Here is an 18,066-nt window from a genome sequence, read left to right as displayed (position 1 = left end):
GAACATGCAAGAATCGATTGAAAGCGCAAATATGACAGATTCGGTTACGAAAGACATTGCTGAGGAAACTGGCCCGCCAAAAATGACGGCACGCAACGTCGACGTATTCTATGGCGACAAACAAGCCATTAATGACGTTTCAATTGATGTAAACATGGATAGCGTGACGGCGTTTATCGGACCATCCGGTTGCGGGAAATCGACCTTTTTGCGCTGCATGAACCGCATGAACGACACCATTCCGATCGCGCGAGTTACAGGTGACATAACCCTTGAAGGCGACGATATTTACGCACCGCAAATGGACGTTGTGCAATTGCGCGCAAGGGTAGGCATGGTGTTTCAAAAACCAAACCCCTTCCCCAAATCAATTTACGACAATATCGCTTATGGCCCCCGTATCCATGGCCTCGCGACCGGCAAGGAAGAACTTGATCATATCGTGGAATCCTCGCTTCACCGCGCAGGTCTCTGGGGTGAAGTGAAAGATCGTTTGCAGGATAGCGGAACGGCATTGTCTGGCGGACAACAGCAGCGTTTGTGCATTGCACGGGCCATTGCGGTTGACCCTGAAGTGATCCTGATGGACGAGCCCTGCTCCGCTTTGGATCCGATCGCAACCGCCAAGATCGAAGAGCTCATCCATGAATTGCGCGGAAAATATGCGATCGTCATTGTGACGCACAATATGCAACAGGCCGCACGGGTTTCCCAGAAAACGGCATTTTTCCACCTCGGCACTCTGGTGGAATATGGCGAAACAACAGATATTTTCACCAATCCCCGGGAAGAGAAGACACGCGACTATATTACCGGTCGCTACGGGTGACAGATAGAAGTTTAGGAACAATCAATGGTCAATAGTGGTACAGAGCATACCGTCAAAGCCTTCGATTCTGACATCAATGAACTGCGAGGCATGGTCGCAGAGATTGGTGGCCGCAGCGAACAGGCGATCGCCAAGGCGATGCGTGCGTTGGAAAACAGCGATCTCGAACTGGCGGCCGAAGTCGTAAGAGAAGACAAGCTTATCGACGAGCTGGAAAAGCGGATCGACGAACTGACCTTTCAAACTATCGCCCTGCGCGCTCCGATGGCCGATGATCTTCGTGAATTGATTGCGACATTCAAAATATCCGGGGTGGTCGAGCGTATTGGTGACTATGCGAAGAACATCGCAAAACGGGTTCCACTGATTACCAAGACACACAGGCTGACCCCCATATCGCTTTTGCCGTCCATGTCGAAAATAGCCAGCGAACTGGTCCGGGACTCGCTCGATGCCTTTGCTCGGCGAGATGCGGAATTGGCCATGGAAGTAAACCGACGTGATCAGATCGTCGATGACTTTTACAATAGCATCTTCCGAGCCGTCATCACCCATATGATAGAAAACCCCAAGGATATCGGGGAAGCGGCCCATTTGCTGTTCATTGCGAAAAATCTGGAGCGCATTGGCGACCATGCAACCAATGTAGCCGAAATGGTTTATTTTGCAGCCACAGGCGAGCCCATGCCGGAACGAACTCGCGGAGAAAATCCGACGACTCCGCTCGACGACGCTTTGAGTGATGGGGCTGACTGATGGCAAATGCCAAATTACTTTTGGTCGAGGATGATGCAGCCCTCGCTGAGCTGTTGTCCTGGAATTTCAAAAAAGAAGAATATGATGTCATCCACACTTCCGATGGCGAGGAAGCTTTATTGCTTGTCCAGGAGCATCGTCCGGATGTAATTCTGCTCGACTGGATGCTGGAAACCTTGTCTGGCATCGAAGTTTGTCGCAGGCTTCGTAGATCTTCGGAAACAGCCAATATTCCTATCATAATGCTGACGGCGCGCGGTGAAGAGGAAGACAAAATCCGGGGTCTCGAAACCGGGGCGGATGACTATATCACCAAACCTTTCAGTCCGCGTGAATTGATCGCTCGCGTGAAAGCCGTTCTGCGCCGGGTCCGGCCCGCACTTGCCGGCGAAAAGCTTAGCTTTGGCGATCTGGAAATGGACACCGTTGGCCACAAGGTCAAACGCGCCGGAGATACAATACCACTCGGTCCAACCGAATTTCGATTGCTCCGCCATTTCCTGGAACACCCCAATTGGGTATTTTCGCGTGAGAGACTACTCGACAGTGTCTGGGGCCAGGACAGCGACATCGAATTGCGCACGGTGGATGTACATATCAGACGACTCAGAAAGGCACTTAATGCGAATGATCGACCTGACATTATCCGCACGGTCCGATCCGCTGGCTATGCTTTGGATACCGACGCTGTAGAGAGATAAGTCTATCGCTTTTCACGTAAATGGCTGAAGTTCAGGCTTACTCCGCGACCAGTTTGACAAGCTTTCGCTCGACCGGCGCCAGAACGCCTGCAAGATCATGACCACGTTTTAACACTTGCCCCTGCTCGCCATGCAATGACCACATGCCTTGGCGATTGCGGTCCGCCGGACGCTTCTCAATCCTTATCTGGGGCCTTTCGGAAGCCCGCCTATATGCGGCGAATATTGCGACATCACGGCGCATGTCCATCGCATAGTCTTTCCAATGGCCAGCGGCGACCATGCGGCCATATAGATTGAGAATGCGGTCCAATTCCTTGCGTTCAAACCCAATCTGAGAAGGAGTTCCTCGTTGCGGAAAAGCCGTGACGTTGGATTCTGTAAACCGCATCAAGCGCGATCGCGTCCCTTTGTCTTAATCTTTTTATCACCATTGCTGCGTTCTTCGGCAAAGGACGCTAGGCGTTTTTGCAATTGCTCCATCTCACATTGCAAAATTTCCAGCTTCTGCGTTGAAGGGTCAAAAATCTCACTGCAAGGCGTTCCATAGGGAACAAAATCTTTTTGATATTCCGTTGCCTCGACCAATGTAGGTCGGGCGCGCACCCCGACCATAGTGGCGCCCTCGGGTACATTTTGTGTGACCACTGCATTGGCACCAACACGTGCGCGTTGGCCGACCGTAACCGGACCGAGCACCTGGGCCCCAGACCCGAGAATAACATCATTTTCAATGGTAGGATGCCGCTTGCCGCCCACACCATTGGTCGGGTTGGTCCCGCCAAGCGTAACGCATTGATAAATTGTTACATTGTCACCAATTTCAGCAGTCTCTCCAATCACGGTAAAGCCATGATCTATAAAGAGATGTTCACCGATTTTGGCACCCGGGTGAATATCGATGGCCGTGAAAAAACGCGCAATATGGTTGATCAAACGGGCAAAGAAATAAAGTTCGCCCTTAAACATCCAGTGGGCAAGTCGATGCATCCCAATGGCCAAGACGCCTGGATAGAGCAGGACTTCCCAGCGTGATCGCGGCGCAGGGTCCCGCGCTTTTATAGAATCCAGATAAGCGCCCAATTGCCGAAACATATTATCCCTCCGGAAGTTGCGATAGGTTGTAAAATAGGCGCGGCGGTCGAGTATTTCCAGTCTTTTCTTGAAACCTAAAGATGATGATGCTTTTCAAACCACCCTTCATCACTATATTAGATCAATGTTATTCAGTTGATCGAAAGCTTCGATAATGTCGACCTACCTGCCCACGCTCAAGCAATTGCAATATCTCGTAGCGCTGAAAGAGCACGGCCATTTCGGCAAAGCTGCAGAATCCTGCTTTGTAACTCAATCCACACTATCGGCCGGAATCAAGGAACTGGAAGCGCTGCTCGATATCGTTCTTGTGGAGCGCACACGCCGTGTTGTTCGATTCACAGAGTTGGGCAATCAAATGGTGGAAAAGTCCCATCGGATACTCCGTGAGGCTGAAGAGCTTTCCGAAATGGCCCGATCAGCAGGAAAGCCCTTGTCTGGCGATGTCAGGATGAGCGTGATTCCGACAATCGCGCCCTTTCTATTGCCACGCTTGCTTCCACAATTGCGAAAAGAGCGGCCGGAACTCAAACTCTATCTGAAAGAAGAGACCAGCCAGGCGGCCTGCGATTCTTTGCACCATGGTCACGCAGATTGCGTCTTGCTGGCACAACCATTTCCTTGTGGGGATGTTGAATCCGAAATCTTGTTTAGCGACGAGATTTTCGTGGCCTTTCCGAAAGACGATCCCCGAGATCCTCCGCCACAGGTTGATCCCGCGACCATCGACGAAACCCGCCTGTTGCTTTTGGAAGACGGACATTGCCTCAAAGACCATGCGCTTGCCGCATGCAACCGCCCAGAATTGAGGGCATCCGCCCGGATGATGGGCACGTCGCTGCACACGCTGGTGCAGATGGTGGACAATGGCCTAGGCCTGACCCTGCTCCCCAAAATGGCGATAGACAGCGGAATATTGAATCACACCAATATCATTGCAAGGCCGCTAAAATCGGATCGTGCTACTCGGGATATCGCTCTTGTGTGGCGCAAGAACAGTCCGCGAGGGAGCGAATTTAGATTGCTCGCGGAAATTATGAAAGGCGCTCAAAACTGGGCTTCAAAAGCTCATGATTAGGCTTTTCGCTTAATATCCCATTTTTCCGATGATTGCAGATCCGACGTACGTTCTTCGATCCACGTTTCGGCGCCATCAACCCGGGTTTCCTTCTTCCAGAAGGGCGCCACAGTCTTGAGTTTGTCCATGATGAAGGCACAAGATTCCATGGCGGCCTCGCGATGATCTGATCCGGTCACCACCAAAACAATATTTTCGCCAACCGATAGCTTGCCAACGCGATGATAGATGGTGATCGCATGGAGCGACCATTGGACCAACGCCGTTTCTGCAATTTCCTGAAGAGCCTTGCTGGTCATCGCTGGATAATGTTCCAGTTCGAGCGTTTCTAGATTACCATCATCACGGACCTGGCCAACAAAACTCGCAATCGCACCGCCGCCCTGGGCTGCAACACCGCTTGTCTCTCTGCCCAAATCAAAATCATCAGAGGCGACTTCTATCCTGATCATCCGCCGGTCACCGGCGGAAATATCGCGATTTCATGCGCCGACCCGATTGGTGTCTCAAGAACAGCATAATCCTGATCCAGCGCAAAGCGCAGTTTTTCGGCATCTGCCAAAATCTCGGCATAAACCGCGCCGCGTTGGGTCAGCAATGCCAGTAAATCCTCGATGGTTTTCACCCCATCATCCAGACGAATGGCTTCTTGATCGATTCCAAGCCGCTCTCGGACCCATGCAAAATAGATTATGTTAATCGAGCGATCCATCAATCCATATGCTTCAAGCCAACACGCAGATAGTCCCATCCCGTGATGAGCGTCAGTATCGCGGCCGCCCACAGGGTCCACAAGCCTATCACTTGGACAATCGGAAACTGCGGTAGTCCACCAGCCAAAATCAAAGCTCCGAGTGAAATCATTTGGAACCCGGTCTTCCATTTCGCCAGTTGGGAAACCGGAACACTCACCTGCAGGCCGGCAAGAAACTCCCGCAACCCGGACACTGTTATCTCACGCAGCAAGATGACAATGGCAGCAATAACATGCCATCCGTTGATGTCCCGTGTGTATATCAGCATCAGCACCACCGCCGCGACCATGATTTTGTCAGCAATAGGGTCCAGGAAAATACCTAGCTTTGAGACGGTGCCCTGCGATCGCGCCAGATATCCGTCAAAATAATCTGTGATGGCCATCAAACAATAGAGACCGAAGGCCAGCAAATAATCGATCGGCAACGGCTGCGAAGCCAGCAGGTCAAAATTCGGCCACAGCAGAAACACCAATATGGGCACGGCGAATATCCGCGAGAGCGTCAATATATTTGGAAAATTCAACATTGCAGCCTTCGCATAAACAGATTCTTCGAAAATGAAAATCGATTCAGCCAACTAGCATGTGAAATCATGTCTTGCCCTCCCGTCATTCGGTTTGACGCGATGGCGATATCGGTTAAGGATGAAAGGACACCAACATTTCCAGCAAAAAGAGATTTTTATTTGATGCAAAATACTGCACATTTGCTGCGGACAAAAAAGTTTTTGCCACTGTTTCTTACCCAACTTCTGGGGGCATTTAACGACAATCTGTTCAAATTCTCGATGGTCATCCTGGTGACTTACGGCATCTACGATAGCGAATCCGAGGATTTTGCATTCAACGCCCTCGCCTCCGGCCTCTTCATTTTGCCGTTTTTTCTATTCTCGTCTCTGGCTGGCCAGTTGGCCGACAATTATGACAAGACACGGATCACGCGATTCGTAAAAACGCTCGAAATTTTCATTGCCATCATCGGTGGAATCGGACTTTGGCTGCAGTCCATCCCGATCATGCTAACCGCGTTGTTTCTGCTGGGGTTGCAATCTACTTTTTTTGGTCCGATCAAATATGCAGTACTGCCGCAGCACCTCGAAAAAGATGAAGTCCTCGGCGGCACCGGGTTGGTGGAAGCCGGAACCTATATAGCGATTCTGGCAGGCACGATTCTCGGTGGCATCATCATCGACCGCGACGGCAATGGTGTTGAGATTGCGGTCATCACCGTTTTTCTTGTCGCGCTAATTGGCCGCATAGCCGCCCAGTTCATGCCTCCGGCACCGGCACAGAAGGAAGTCGAGAAGATCGACTTTAATTTTGTGCGCTCTTCGATCCACCTTGTTTCAGCGACCCTGCACGTTCGAAAACTATATCTGGCGATCATAGCAATCAGCTTCTTCTGGACGATCGGATCCGTCTTGATCATCCAATTTCCTCCCTTGGTCGAAAACGTACTGACGGCAACACCACAAGTTGCGAGCTTGTTCCTCGGCGTATTTTCTATCGGGATTGCTCTAGGATCAGTCTTGGTCAATCGATTGCTGAAAAGTCAGGTTTCTGCAAAATTTGCCCCTATAAGCGTCATCCTCATGGGTGTCTTTGTGCTCGTTCTCTATTTTGTCGCACGCGCGTGGGAGGGCCTGCCAGATGGCCAACTCTATACATTCAAAACCTTCATAGTTCATGATGGCGCATGGCTATTGCTCGGAACGCTCGGTGGCGTCTCGATTTTCGGCGGAATGTTCGTGGTGCCTTTATATGCATTTTTGACCACAACCGTTGATATCAGTCAGACGGCCCGCACGATTGCAGCGAACAATGTGGTCAATTCCGGTTGCATGGTGTTGGGCGCGCTTGCCGCCCTGGGCCTCAGCATGATGGGTGTTTCCACTACAGAACAACTGCTGCTGGTTGCCGCTATGTGCCTCGTCGCCGCCTGGCTTGGCTTACAACTTCACCGCGCTAGCGATTGAAGACGGTTCGAGAACACATCAGAAGATGAAGAGATAGAAAGCCGTAAAAAATGCTAGAAAGCTCAGCAGGAACAAGTTCGCATCATCGCTGAGCCATTTCCTATTCGAGACAGCATCAACCTGTGTTGCTTTGGGCGCGCTGGCGATCTTTCCGATCCCAATTGGCAGGCTTTGGCGAAAAGGATGTCTTATACCCTCGTCCCGCAATGCCAACGATCTTAATCTATGTCTTGTCATGTCCGACAGTTAACATTGTGTTACCCATGATCTCCAGAGCGAAATTCGGGGCCATAGTTAACGTCTTGAATTGGTACAGCCCCCCATATCTCTCAATTTCATGATCGGCATGCCTTCAAATCTTAAGAAGTTGGAGGTCAGTGAGAGGTCAGCGATGAGAGGTGCTCGCTTTCTTAGGCGGCTTCAACCTGTGTGATCTTTGCAACTAAATCCGAAAAACACCATCCTAAACAACATCATGGTTGATTTCAGAAGGCTGTTATGCCAATGCCTATTGCGTATTGAGTGAAATGCGAAACCCTGAAGGAGCAAATTATGCGTTTCGGTAAAATTGGAATGGCTGCAGTAGCAGCCGCATCGCTTGTAAGCGCACCCGTTTTGGCACAGGCTGTTCAGCCTGTTTCTTCGGTTGAGCGTACAGGTGCCGCTGTTGAGAGCGAAAGCGATCTTGAAGGCGGATCTGGCATTATTATTGCTATTCTCGCTGCAGCTGCAGTGATTGCTGGCATCATCATCGCAGCCGACGGCAGCGACGACACGCCAACATCTCCCTGAATTTATTCAGATAACAAGTTTTAAAAATGGCGGCCTTTTGGTCGCCATTTTTTTTGCATGCTCGAAGGTCTAACCCCAAAATATATCGACAGAATGGCGGTACCGGCGCCTAAGCCTTAAAGCCTTTGGTTGCACATTTGGGCTGGATTACCCATATCTCTTTTCATGACAGAAAATCAACAACATGGCCTGCCACAATGGCATGGCACGACAATCCTTTCAGTGCGCAAAAATGGTAAAGTCGTCGTTATCGGCGATGGTCAAGTTTCGATGGGACAAACCGTGATGAAACGGAACGCCCGAAAAGTAAGACAATTGCATGATGGCTCGGTGATAGGCGGCTTTGCCGGCGCAACTGCCGACGCGTTCACCTTGTTCGAGCGGCTTGAAGCCAAATTGGAGCGCCACAATGGGCAGCTCATGCGCGCCGCGGTCGAATTGGCGAAAGATTGGCGCACCGACAAATATCTCCGCAATCTGGAAGCCCTGATGATTGTTGCCGACAAGGACATCACTTTGATCCTGACCGGAAACGGTGATGTATTGGAACCTAACGAAGGCATTGCTGCGATCGGATCGGGAGGGAACTTCGCTCTCTCCGCCGCTCGGGCCTTGATGGACTATGAGAAAAATGCCCAAAAATTGGCGAGAAAGGCAATGGAAATCGCGGCAGAAATCTGCGTCTATACAAATGATCAAGTTACCATTGAAACACTCGACAGCGAAACTTGATCCCAGTCCTACCCCCCTCAATGATGAATGAAGAGAAAAAAACATGCAGGCGAACCTGACCCCAAAAGCTATTGTAAAGGCGTTGGACGAACATATTATCGGTCAGCAAGATGCGAAACGGGCTGTCGCCGTCGCCCTAAGAAACCGCTGGCGCAGACAGAGATTGCCCGCGGAACTTCGCGAAGAAGTTACGCCCAAGAATATTCTCATGATTGGCCCCACCGGGTGTGGCAAAACCGAGATTTCCAGACGCCTGGCCAAGCTTGCAGATGCGCCATTTATCAAAGTGGAAGCGACCAAATTCACCGAGGTTGGATATGTCGGCCGCGACGTTGAACAAATCGCTCGTGATCTCGCAGAGGAGGCGGTCCGCTTGGAGCGTGAGCGCCGGAGGTTGGCTGTGCATGACGCAGCAGCTGAAGCTGCCATGAAACGGTTGCTTGATGTGTTATGTGGCGAAAATGCCAGTGAAGCCACCCGGGAGAGCTTTCGCCAGCGGGTTGTCGACGATCATATGAATGACACCGAAATCGAAATCGAAGTCGAAGACACGCCCAATATGCCAATGGATGTGCCCGGGATGAATGGTCAGATGGGTATGATCAATTTGTCGGACATGATGGGGAAAGCCTTTAACCAGAACCAATTGAAACGCAGGAAAATGCGCGTAGCCGATGCGTGGGACAAGCTCGTCGAAGAAGAATCGGACAAGCGTCTGGATGATGATGACATTTCACGTTCAGCCATCACCGATGCAGAGTCCAACGGCATTGTTTTCCTGGATGAAATCGACAAAATCGCGGTAAGCGATGTGCGAGGCGGATCGGTCAGCCGCGAAGGCGTACAGCGCGATCTTTTGCCGTTGATCGAGGGAACGACTGTTGCGACAAAATATGGCCCGATGAAAACAGACCATATCCTGTTCATTGCATCGGGTGCCTTTTCGATATCGAAGCCCAGCGACATGCTACCTGAACTGCAAGGACGCCTGCCCATCCGAGTAGAGCTTCGGGCTTTGACCGAAGCAGACTTCGTCCGGATTTTGACGGAAACCAAAGCAAATTTGCCGGTTCAATATGTCGCGCTTCTCGGCACTGAAGAGGTCACGATCGATATTACAGCAGGTGCGATCAAGAAGCTTGCTGAAATTGCTGCCAGTGTAAACGAGACTGTCGAGAATATCGGCGCCCGTCGATTGCAGACAGTTATGGAAAAACTGCTTGAAGACATAAGTTTCGAGGCCGAGGATCGTGCCGGGGAAAATATTACCGTTGATGAAGCTTATGTAGAGCAACAACTGTCGGAAGTTGCAAAAGATACCGACCTGTCCAAATATGTTTTGTAATGTTAGTATCGGAATATCGATGATTCATAGTGGAATTTTTTCGGATCTGTAACGGAATGCCGTTTGGCCACGAACTGCTGCAGAACCAGTTAAATGGAGCCTTTCATGAGCAGAACATCCCTATTTTTGACGTCCGTTGCCGCAATCGCACTGACAGCCTGTTCCGAGACACCGCCTGAGGCAGAATCCGAAGTTGCAGAAGCGGCCGAGAGCGCGCCCGAGATGGTCGTCGCGCCGATCACAGAAATCGAAAGCATAGACGAAGGCCTCGCCGTAGGAGCGAGGGTTCCCTTGACGGCCAAATTGCTGACCAAATCTGGCGAAACAACGCTCGGTCAAATCCTCGAAGATGGCCCTGCCCTGATAGTATTTACTCGTTCGGTGGAATGGTGCCCCTATTGTCAGACCCAATTGAAATCCATCAATGCCATCGTCGATGATTTGAAGGGTCTTGGTTATAATCTCTATGGCCTGAGCTATGATAGCCCGGAACAGCAGGATCGTTTTGCCAAGAACCAGATGCTAAAATATCAGATGCTGTCCGACCAACCATCGTCGGTTATTGACGCCTTTGATCTCCGCGATCCGCAATATACCGAAGGCCGCGCCGCTGGTGTGCCATATGCTTCAGTGTTCCTGATCGACAAAGACGGCAAGGTTGTCGCCAAATCCGTGTCGGGAGACTATAAAAAGCGGCCAACCAACGAACAGATTTTAGCTCTGGCCAAATCTATCTAGTTAGATGCAGCAACTGCCTTGGCTTCGGGCGTCGCCTGATTATCATTGGCGGCCAGTTTTTTGGATTCCGGCAAGACCACCAGCTTCCATTTCTTACTATCATCGAGATATTTGACGGCAAGCGCCTGCACCTCTTCGGGAGTGATAACCGTATAGTCACTAAGCAGGCTTCGTAGCGCAATAAACTTCTGCGGATTGTAGCTTGCCCCTTCCATTTGGCTCATCCAGAAACTGTTGCCGCTGCTCGCCCGGGAGATCAACTGGCGCAAGGGCTCAACCACCCGCTGCAATTCATCAGCGCTTACGGGATTGTCCCGCAGATCCTTCGCAATCAATTCCACAACATTATAAAACCGGTCAATATTGTCCGGTGTTAACTGGCTTTGTGCGCCAATATAACCACCAGAATTGAACTCCACTGGCCAACTGTTGACCACCTGCGGGCTATAGCTTGCGCCCTGCTGGGAGCGGAGGATTTCAAATAGACGGTCGTTGAAAATGGACACGAGGACTTCCAACCGTCGACTTTCTTGAACTTTGGCAAGCCCGCCACCAGTAGGCCAAGCAACCATGGCTGCTGCCCGTTCACCATCTCCTTTGTGAACCAGGACTTCCGGACCAGCCTGCGGTTTTGGGAAATTCGGCGACGTTGCGCCGGGCTGGATGCTCAGCGCTTTGCGTTGTTTCAATGCACCAAAAGTTTTCAGTATGGATTCAACAGCCTCATCGCGGTCAAAGTCACCGAACAGCATCAGTTCAACCGGCCCACTTTTGAGAATAGGTTTCCAGAACCTCTTGAAATTCTTCGCCGTCAGCTGTTCAAAATCTTCCTTGTCCGGGGTTTTCCATCTTGGGTCCTTCCCACGAACCAGCCATTCCAGGTCTCGTTCCAAAACCGCCTGCGGTGATGCCGAAAAACTATCATAGCTGATTAAGGAAGCGGCCTTGCTGCGGACCACGGGAGCCGAATCCCAGCGAGGAAATGCCAGCTTTGCCGCAATCAAATGCAATTGATCTTCAAGATCCGACGGTCTTGTGTCGGCCGTAATTTCGAAAGCATCATTATCGATCCCGAACCCCAAGCCGATCCGCCTGCCCGTCGTGATCTTATCGAGATCATCCTGTCCGAGATCGTCGACACCGCTAGCCATTAAGGCGAGAGCACCGGACCATGCCAGAGACTCGCGCGTCGGTGACAATCCGCTATAGCCCGAACCGAAACGCGCATTGACCATGATCTTGTTACGCTCTGCTTTGTTGGGGAACAACAAGACCCGAACGCCATTTTCAAGCTCTAGCTGCTCTATGTCGAAGCGCTCGATGGTCTTGGATGATTTAATGGCTCCTTTCGAACCAATTTTTTTCAAAGCATCAAAACCGATATCCGATTGCACAACACGCACATCATTTGCCGCGACAACCTGTTTACGCAGAGCCTTAGCCAGTCTGCTTTTCCCATCCGCAATAACATTCGGAGAGGTCAGCAAGGCTCGGGTAGAGACACCTGTAAATTGTTTCTGCGTGGATTGAAGCAGCCTTTCCGGTGTGTAGAGACCTCGCATCGCGCGAAAAACATCGAGCGCTACCTGAGGTGTTGCGACGGTCTCACGGATATCCACGGCATGAACAATGTCATCAGCCTGTTTTCGCGCAGCTTCGGTTTGATAGCTTTCGACACCAATCGCGAGAGCTGCATCAAATTCGGCAATTTCTCGGGCAATGTCGACTTCAGACGGCGCTAAAGTCGTCGCATCTGCGATGACCCCGCGCACATCTTTGAGCGCTGCCTCCCAGTCGTCGCCAAGCGGTATAATACTGACGAAGGTTCCATCTATCGAACGGCTGACATCATCCTGCCCTACGCTGGCCTGCAAATAGCTACCACCGGCCCGCGCCCGGGCTTCCAGTCGGCGATTGATCAATTGTAACGCCAGAAGGTCGATCAATATTTGTTGATTATAAGCAATCGTATCTTCGACCTGCTCCCAAGGCCTTGCAATGACCATAGAAACGAATTGCGGCAATGTTGGCTCGATAACCACCCGACTGATATCAGCGGTATCTTCCGGTGCGCCAAAGTCGGGAATTTTGCCGGCTTCGCCCTTGCCCTGCCATTGAGCGAAATGCTTTTTAAGCAGCTCTTCAAACAATGCCGGATCACCATCGCCTGCAACAACTATCACGGCCTGCTCGGGACGGTACCAGCGTTGATGAAACAATTGCAGCATCTTTGGCGTGGCAGCGCTCAACGTTTCTGGCGTTCCAATCGGGGCCCGGTTGGCCAATCTCTGCCCCGCAAAAAACAATTCTCGCGTCGCATTTTGCACTTTGGATTGCGGACCTGCACGCTCTCGCAACTCAGCAAGCACGACCGGACGTTCCGCATTCACAGCTTTGGTGCTCAAGCCAGGAGAGCTCACCATGCCGGACAATATTTTCATACTCTCGTCGAGGCTGCTCCGGCTGGCATTGGGAAGATCCAATTTATATACCGTCTGCGTCGGTGTCGTTTCGGCATTGCTGTCGCTTCCGAAGGTCGCGCCCAATCTCTGCCAGACCCGCTTCGCTTCTCCATCGGGTACATGGGTAGACCCTCGAAAGGTCAGATGTTCCATAAAATGAGCGAAGCCTTGCTCTTCCTCGGTTTCCATTAGCGAGCCCACATCCAGTCGCAATCGGATCGACACCTGTCCAGGCGGCACTCCGTTGCGTTTGACTGCATAGCGCATGCCATTGTCCAGTTCGCCAAATGTCCAACTCTTGTCGACCGGAACATCGCTGTTTTTATAAAGCCAGGGCAAAGGATCATCGCTTTGAGCATCTTCTGCCATGGCCGTGCCGGGAATCGCTAACAGACAAGCTGGCAGCAAGAGAGCCAAACGGGGAAACAAACGGGAAAATGATAATTTCATGTCGGAGATATAAGCAGGCCCAATCTTACTGGCCAGTGAATATTCCCGACATTCTTTGTTCCCATTGTTGATGAGGTATGTTTAGCCCTTGATCGCTCCGCATATAATCGCCAGATAACAACCATGCTCATTGAAACAGAAAAAACACCAAACCCTTCCACTCTCAAATTTTTGTTGGGGCAGACGGTGATGGCCGACGGCACCCGCGATTTTGCGTCGCCGGAAGATGCAGAAATATCACCGCTAGCAGAAGCCTTGTTCACGCTCGGTGATGTCACCGGTGTTTTCTTCGGTTCTGATTTTATCTCGGTAACCTGCGGCCCGGGCGCCGACTGGGGAGACCAGAAACCCCAGATCCTGAGTATTTTGCTCGATCATTTCTCTGCTGGATTGCCCCTTTTCAAACCCGGCAGCGCCGGTGAAATTGTCGTACCGCCCGAAGAAGAGGTGCATGACAACCCGGAAGATGCCGATATCGTTTCACAAATCAAAGAATTGATAGAGACCAGAGTGCGCCCGGCTGTTGCCAATGATGGTGGCGATATCATCTATCGCGGCTTCAACGAAGGCATCGTATTCCTAAAGATGCAGGGCGCCTGTGCAGGATGTCCCTCCTCAACGGCAACGTTGAAACATGGCATTGAATCGCTGCTGAAACATTATGTTCCAGAGGTCACTGAAGTCCGGGCTGCTTAGGCTCAAGCAAATAAAGGCAGATCAATGAATTCTCCCCTGGGTCAAGCGGCACTAGACCAGCTTTTTGTCGAAGCACGCACCTATAACGGCTATCAAGACAAGCCCGTATCCGTGGAACAGCTTCATGCCATCTGGAACCTGCTGAAAATGGGGCCAACCAGCGCCAATATGCTGCCCGCCCGACTCATCTGGTGCCACAGCCAGCAATCCCGGGATAAGCTTGCTGCGCTGACGGCAGAGGCCAATCAAGACAAGATCCGCCAGGCGCCGGTCGCTGTCATCATTGGATCCGATCAGGAATTCCATGAACATCTTCCGGAGCTCTTCCCTCACGCCGACGCAAAAAGCTGGTTTGCGGGGGATCCGGAAGCGCGCAAGGTCCATGCGCTCCGCAACAGTTCTCTTCAGGGCGGATATTTTATCTTGGCCGCCCGCGCGCTTGGCCTTGATACCGGCCCTATGTCGGGTTTTGACAATGATGCGGTCGATCAAGCATTTTTTGGCGATCAACCCAATATCAAATCCAACTTCATTTCAACATTGGGCTATGGCGATCCGGCGACAATTTTTGAACGCAGCCCTCGCCCGGAATTTGATAAATTCAACAGCTTGATTTGACGGCTGATGGCCGAACGCCTTCTTGCAATTGATACGGCCACAGTCGCATGTTCGGTTGCCCTATTTGAAGACGGTGTCCTGATCGCGTCCAACTATGCCGAAATCGGACGTGGACACGCGGAAAAACTGATTCCCGCGATTGCAGGACTTCCCGATTGTGGCAAAGCCAAAAAGATCCTGGTAAATTGCGGTCCCGGTAGTTTTACGGGCGTGCGCATTGGTATCTCCGCAGCAAAAGCCCTGGCTCTGGCCTGGGATGCAGAAATTCACGGCTTTTCTTGCCTAGCTTTGGTAGCGGCACAAGCAGGCAAATATTACGAGTCAGAACGCCCTGTCTGCGTTGCAATGCTGGCGGGTCATGGCGAGTATTTTCTCCAGAATTTTGATGCCAGCGGCAAACCCCTCCATCCCATGGCGACGCTAACGCCGGAACAAGCGGCGAAGCAGGTCGAGGCCGATTTTATCGCAGGTTCGGCAGCAACAGCATTGGCAGCCATGGTTGATGCCGCTGCCCACCTACCATTATTACCAAACGCAGCCGATATCTCGTTACTGAGCGATGATATGAAGCAATTGGAAACCAAACCAATCTATGGGCGCAAGCCAGACGCCCAACCAGCGAAAGCCGGTTGATTCATGGCCAGTCGTCAAAACCCTTGGGATGGTCTTGGGCTCGGTCCGATTGACATACGGTCGGGAGACCTCGCTGACTTAAAAGATGTGATGCGGGTAATGAAAGACGCCTTTCCCGAAACTTACGGGGAAGCATGGAACCACCATCAATGCAGATCCATGCTTTGTATGCCCAGCGCCAAGCTTTTGATAGCCTTGCAGGCAAACACGGTTTGCGGATTTGTGATCAGCCGACAGGCCGCGGATGAGGAGGAACTCTTGATGATCGCCGTTTCTTCAACATTCCAGGGGCGGGGCATTGGGTATTTGTTGCTAGAACATATGTTGAAAGATGCCAGAGCAGCTGATGTTGCTGCTGTTTTTCTCGAAATGAGAGCGAATAATCCGGCTGAAAAGCTCTATACCCAATTCGGATTTCACCAGATAGGGGTACGAAAAGCCTATTATACAGGTGCGAATTTGGAAAAGTTCGATGCCATTACTTACAAAACCATCTTAACTTGAAGATATTTTACCAAAAACAGCCTCAGCTTGACGGTTGCGGCCAGCGTTGGTTCGTGTAATTAGCGGAGCGCTAAAAATAGCAATACCATAACAATGGTCGCACAAAGGTAAAACATATGACAGAGGAAGAAATTGCTCTGAATGAGACGTTGATCACGCTCACTTCAGACATAGTTGCAGCACATGTTAGCAACAATAGCGTTGCAGTATCTGATTTGCCGCTGATTATCAGTGGTGTACATGGCGCTCTTGCGAGCCTTTCTGGAAAGGCCGCCGAACAGGCCCGCCCTGATCCCGCCGTTCCCATCAAAGCATCAATCAAGCCAGATTATGTGGTCTGTCTAGAGGATGGAAAAAAGCTCAAAATGCTAAAACGCCACCTCATGACTCACTATGGTATGACGCCGGAAGATTATCGCGCAAAATGGGGCCTGCCCAACGACTATCCTATGGTCGCGCCCAATTATGCAGAAAAGCGGCGTCAGCTTGCCAAGGCCATCGGCCTGGGCAAGAAAAGAGGCAAAAGGAAATAGCACAGGCACTTGATATGTGGAATTTGGGAAATTGCGGTCACACGGCCGCAATTTTCTCTTTCCAATACCCGGCTCTCGGCATAGAGTCTGCTCCAGCGTGACGGAAAGGGTTTATGCCACAAAAAATTGATCTTGAAGCCTTATGCGCCGAAAAGGGACTGCGCATCACCGACCAGCGTCGAGTGATCGCGCGCGTAATTTCAGATGCCGAAGATCATCCGGACGTTGAAACGCTTCATGAACGGTCTTCTGCTGTTGACCCGCGCATATCTATTGCAACGGTTTACCGCACGGTTAGATTGTTTGAAGAAGCTGGAATATTGGACCGTCACGATTTTGGCGATGGTCGAGCACGATATGAAGCTGTTCCTGAAGCGCATCACGATCATTTGATCGATGTCGAAACCGGAAAAGTTATAGAGTTTGTTGATCCCGAGCTTGAAGCCCTGCAAAAGCAAATTGCAGAAAAGCTGGGCTATCGGCTGGTAGACCACCGCATGGAGCTTTATGGCGTATCTCTCGCCAGAAAAGTCTAACGTGCCCAACCCCGATCCGGATGCGCGGCCTTGTGATACTCAGCCTATGGCTTATCGGCTTTGGAACGGGGCCACTCCAATCGGTTATTTGAGATTCGCACTGCGCATTTCTTTGCTGATCACAGCGCTGGTTGCGTGCATACCATTTTACTATATTTGGCGGATTCTGGGTTTGTCCAACCCGTGGCCCCGAACATTCCTCAAGATCGCGGCTTTTGCCTGCGGCGCTCGGGTCAAGATCATCGGCACCCCCATAAAGCGGGATGTTTTCTTCATTTCCAATCATCTGTCTTGGGTCGATATCGCGATTCTGGGTGGCCATAGTGGAACGGCATTTGTGTCCAAGGAAGAAATAGGGAACTGGCCAATCATTGGCTGGCTCTGCCGGCTTAACGATACGGTCTTTGTGTCACGATCCGACCGCATGGGCATTGCGCAGCAAATCAACCAGTTGAGAGATGCCTTGGAGGAAACTTGGGCGATTACCATTTTTCCAGAAGGCACCACGACTGACGGATCTACGCTTTTGCCGTTCAAAGCGCCGCTGCTGAAAGTGTTGGAGCCTCCCCCACCGGGTATTTTGGTACAACCGATATTTCTGAACTACGGGAAAAATGCATATGAAATTGGATGGACCGGCGAAGAAACTGCAAAATCCAATGCTTGGCGCCTGCTGACTCGTCCCGGCAGTTTTCTGGTCGAGGTTCATTTTCTCGAGCCTTTTGATCCCGACCATTATTCCTGCCGAAAAGATATTGCCGCCGAAGCCAGACGACTGATCGCCGAACCGCTTTCAGCTTCCCTGGGAGGAAAACCCATTGTATAGGCGCGCGCT

At 51.2% G+C, this 18,066-nt stretch carries 22 protein-coding genes; 16 read left to right on the top strand and 6 right to left on the bottom strand.

Annotation, left to right across the window (positions count from 1 at the left end; all coding sequences use genetic code 11):
• The first annotated feature begins 31 nt into the window (after window positions 1-31).
• The 3 genes from pstB to phoB are packed head-to-tail and all read left to right on the top strand — an operon-like array spanning window position 32 to window position 2,286.
• Entirely contained in the window at window positions 32-829 is a 798-nt protein-coding gene (pstB, locus tag ABJV08_RS10995; RefSeq protein ID WP_348039532.1) for a phosphate ABC transporter ATP-binding protein PstB, read from the top strand.
• 24 nt (window positions 830-853) lie between these two features.
• Window positions 854-1,585 carry a phosphate signaling complex protein PhoU gene (phoU, locus tag ABJV08_RS10990; RefSeq protein WP_348039531.1) on the top strand — a complete coding sequence of 244 codons (732 nt, stop codon included), beginning with the start codon at window positions 854-856 and terminating at the stop codon, window positions 1,583-1,585.
• Window positions 1,585-2,286 carry a phosphate regulon transcriptional regulator PhoB gene (gene phoB, locus ABJV08_RS10985; protein ID WP_348039530.1) on the top strand — a complete coding sequence of 234 codons (702 nt, stop codon included), beginning with the start codon at window positions 1,585-1,587 and terminating at the stop codon, window positions 2,284-2,286. The genes phoU and phoB overlap by 1 nt, the downstream gene beginning before the upstream one ends.
• A gap of 37 nt (window positions 2,287-2,323) precedes the next feature.
• On the opposite strand, the gene ABJV08_RS10980 is transcribed toward phoB, so the two are convergent.
• Both ABJV08_RS10980 and epsC read right to left on the bottom strand, forming a co-directional pair.
• Window positions 2,324-2,677, bottom strand: coding sequence for a DUF2794 domain-containing protein (locus ABJV08_RS10980; RefSeq protein ID WP_348039529.1), 354 nt, complete (start codon window positions 2,675-2,677; stop codon window positions 2,324-2,326).
• Entirely contained in the window at window positions 2,677-3,381 is a 705-nt protein-coding gene (gene epsC, locus ABJV08_RS10975) for a serine O-acetyltransferase EpsC (protein WP_348039528.1), read from the bottom strand. Before epsC ends, ABJV08_RS10980 begins: the two co-directional genes overlap by 1 nt.
• Before the next feature lie 154 nt (window positions 3,382-3,535).
• Here epsC and ABJV08_RS10970 point away from each other — a divergent pair, with 154 nt between their 5' ends.
• Complete coding sequence (locus tag ABJV08_RS10970) at window positions 3,536-4,459, top strand: hydrogen peroxide-inducible genes activator (RefSeq protein WP_348039527.1); 924 nt, start codon at window positions 3,536-3,538, stop codon at window positions 4,457-4,459.
• On the opposite strand, the gene ABJV08_RS10965 is transcribed toward ABJV08_RS10970, so the two are convergent.
• The 3 genes from ABJV08_RS10965 to pgsA are packed head-to-tail and all read right to left on the bottom strand — an operon-like array spanning window position 4,456 to window position 5,743.
• Window positions 4,456-4,911: a molybdenum cofactor biosynthesis protein MoaE gene (locus tag ABJV08_RS10965; protein ID WP_348039526.1), complete on the bottom strand. Its 456-nt coding sequence runs from the start codon at window positions 4,909-4,911 to the stop codon at window positions 4,456-4,458. The two genes, ABJV08_RS10970 and ABJV08_RS10965, sit on opposite strands and share 4 nt — an antisense overlap.
• Window positions 4,908-5,171: a molybdopterin converting factor subunit 1 gene (moaD, locus tag ABJV08_RS10960; RefSeq protein ID WP_348039525.1), complete on the bottom strand. Its 264-nt coding sequence runs from the start codon at window positions 5,169-5,171 to the stop codon at window positions 4,908-4,910. The genes ABJV08_RS10965 and moaD overlap by 4 nt, the downstream gene beginning before the upstream one ends.
• Window positions 5,171-5,743, bottom strand: a complete 573-nt coding sequence (pgsA, locus tag ABJV08_RS10955) for a CDP-diacylglycerol--glycerol-3-phosphate 3-phosphatidyltransferase (RefSeq protein WP_348039524.1) — start codon at window positions 5,741-5,743, stop codon at window positions 5,171-5,173. Before pgsA ends, moaD begins: the two co-directional genes overlap by 1 nt.
• 162 nt (window positions 5,744-5,905) lie before the next feature.
• Here pgsA and ABJV08_RS10950 point away from each other — a divergent pair, with 162 nt between their 5' ends.
• From ABJV08_RS10950 to ABJV08_RS10930, 5 genes are all read left to right on the top strand, one after another.
• Window positions 5,906-7,192, top strand: a complete 1,287-nt coding sequence (locus ABJV08_RS10950) for an MFS transporter (protein ID WP_348039523.1) — start codon at window positions 5,906-5,908, stop codon at window positions 7,190-7,192.
• Window positions 7,193-7,744: 552 nt separating this feature from the next.
• A complete protein-coding gene (locus ABJV08_RS10945; RefSeq protein WP_348039522.1) occupies window positions 7,745-7,984 on the top strand; it encodes a hypothetical protein in 240 nt (79 codons plus the stop codon).
• 165 nt (window positions 7,985-8,149) lie between these two features.
• On the top strand, window positions 8,150-8,716 hold the full coding sequence (gene hslV, locus ABJV08_RS10940; protein ID WP_348039521.1) for an ATP-dependent protease subunit HslV: 567 nt from the start codon (window positions 8,150-8,152) through the stop codon (window positions 8,714-8,716).
• Between the two features lie 43 nt (window positions 8,717-8,759).
• The gene (gene hslU, locus ABJV08_RS10935) at window positions 8,760-10,061 is read left to right on the top strand and encodes an ATP-dependent protease ATPase subunit HslU (RefSeq protein WP_348039520.1); all 1,302 of its coding nucleotides are present in this window, start codon (window positions 8,760-8,762) and stop codon (window positions 10,059-10,061) included.
• Window positions 10,062-10,166: 105 nt separating this feature from the next.
• Window positions 10,167-10,799, top strand: a complete 633-nt coding sequence (locus ABJV08_RS10930; protein ID WP_348039519.1) for a peroxiredoxin family protein — start codon at window positions 10,167-10,169, stop codon at window positions 10,797-10,799.
• Here the strand turns inward: ABJV08_RS10930 and ABJV08_RS10925 are convergent.
• Complete coding sequence (locus tag ABJV08_RS10925; RefSeq protein ID WP_348039518.1) at window positions 10,796-13,711, bottom strand: insulinase family protein; 2,916 nt, start codon at window positions 13,709-13,711, stop codon at window positions 10,796-10,798. The two genes, ABJV08_RS10930 and ABJV08_RS10925, sit on opposite strands and share 4 nt — an antisense overlap.
• Window positions 13,712-13,834: 123 nt before the next feature.
• Here ABJV08_RS10925 and ABJV08_RS10920 point away from each other — a divergent pair, with 123 nt between their 5' ends.
• From ABJV08_RS10920 to ABJV08_RS10890, 7 genes are all read left to right on the top strand, one after another.
• Window positions 13,835-14,407 (top strand): NifU family protein, encoded by a 573-nt coding sequence (locus ABJV08_RS10920; protein ID WP_348039517.1) that lies wholly within the window; start codon window positions 13,835-13,837, stop codon window positions 14,405-14,407.
• A 24-nt stretch (window positions 14,408-14,431) separates the two neighbouring features.
• Window positions 14,432-15,025 carry a malonic semialdehyde reductase gene (locus ABJV08_RS10915; RefSeq protein ID WP_348039516.1) on the top strand — a complete coding sequence of 198 codons (594 nt, stop codon included), beginning with the start codon at window positions 14,432-14,434 and terminating at the stop codon, window positions 15,023-15,025.
• A gap of 6 nt (window positions 15,026-15,031) precedes the next feature.
• Complete coding sequence (gene tsaB / locus ABJV08_RS10910; RefSeq protein ID WP_348039515.1) at window positions 15,032-15,658, top strand: tRNA (adenosine(37)-N6)-threonylcarbamoyltransferase complex dimerization subunit type 1 TsaB; 627 nt, start codon at window positions 15,032-15,034, stop codon at window positions 15,656-15,658.
• 3 nt (window positions 15,659-15,661) lie between these two features.
• Window positions 15,662-16,162, top strand: a complete 501-nt coding sequence (gene rimI, locus ABJV08_RS10905; RefSeq protein WP_348039514.1) for a ribosomal protein S18-alanine N-acetyltransferase — start codon at window positions 15,662-15,664, stop codon at window positions 16,160-16,162.
• A gap of 116 nt (window positions 16,163-16,278) precedes the next feature.
• Window positions 16,279-16,695: a MucR family transcriptional regulator gene (locus ABJV08_RS10900; RefSeq protein WP_348039513.1), complete on the top strand. Its 417-nt coding sequence runs from the start codon at window positions 16,279-16,281 to the stop codon at window positions 16,693-16,695.
• 113 nt (window positions 16,696-16,808) lie between these two features.
• Window positions 16,809-17,231 (top strand): Fur family transcriptional regulator, encoded by a 423-nt coding sequence (locus ABJV08_RS10895; RefSeq protein ID WP_348039512.1) that lies wholly within the window; start codon window positions 16,809-16,811, stop codon window positions 17,229-17,231.
• Window positions 17,203-18,057, top strand: coding sequence for a lysophospholipid acyltransferase family protein (locus ABJV08_RS10890; protein WP_348039511.1), 855 nt, complete (start codon window positions 17,203-17,205; stop codon window positions 18,055-18,057). Before ABJV08_RS10895 ends, ABJV08_RS10890 begins: the two co-directional genes overlap by 29 nt.
• The last annotated feature ends 9 nt before the right edge of the window (window positions 18,058-18,066 follow it).

This window comes from Parasphingorhabdus sp. (assembly GCF_039982395.1).
Lineage (GTDB): Bacteria > Pseudomonadota > Alphaproteobacteria > Sphingomonadales > Sphingomonadaceae > Parasphingorhabdus.
This window is presented reverse-complemented; position numbering and strand designations above follow the sequence as displayed.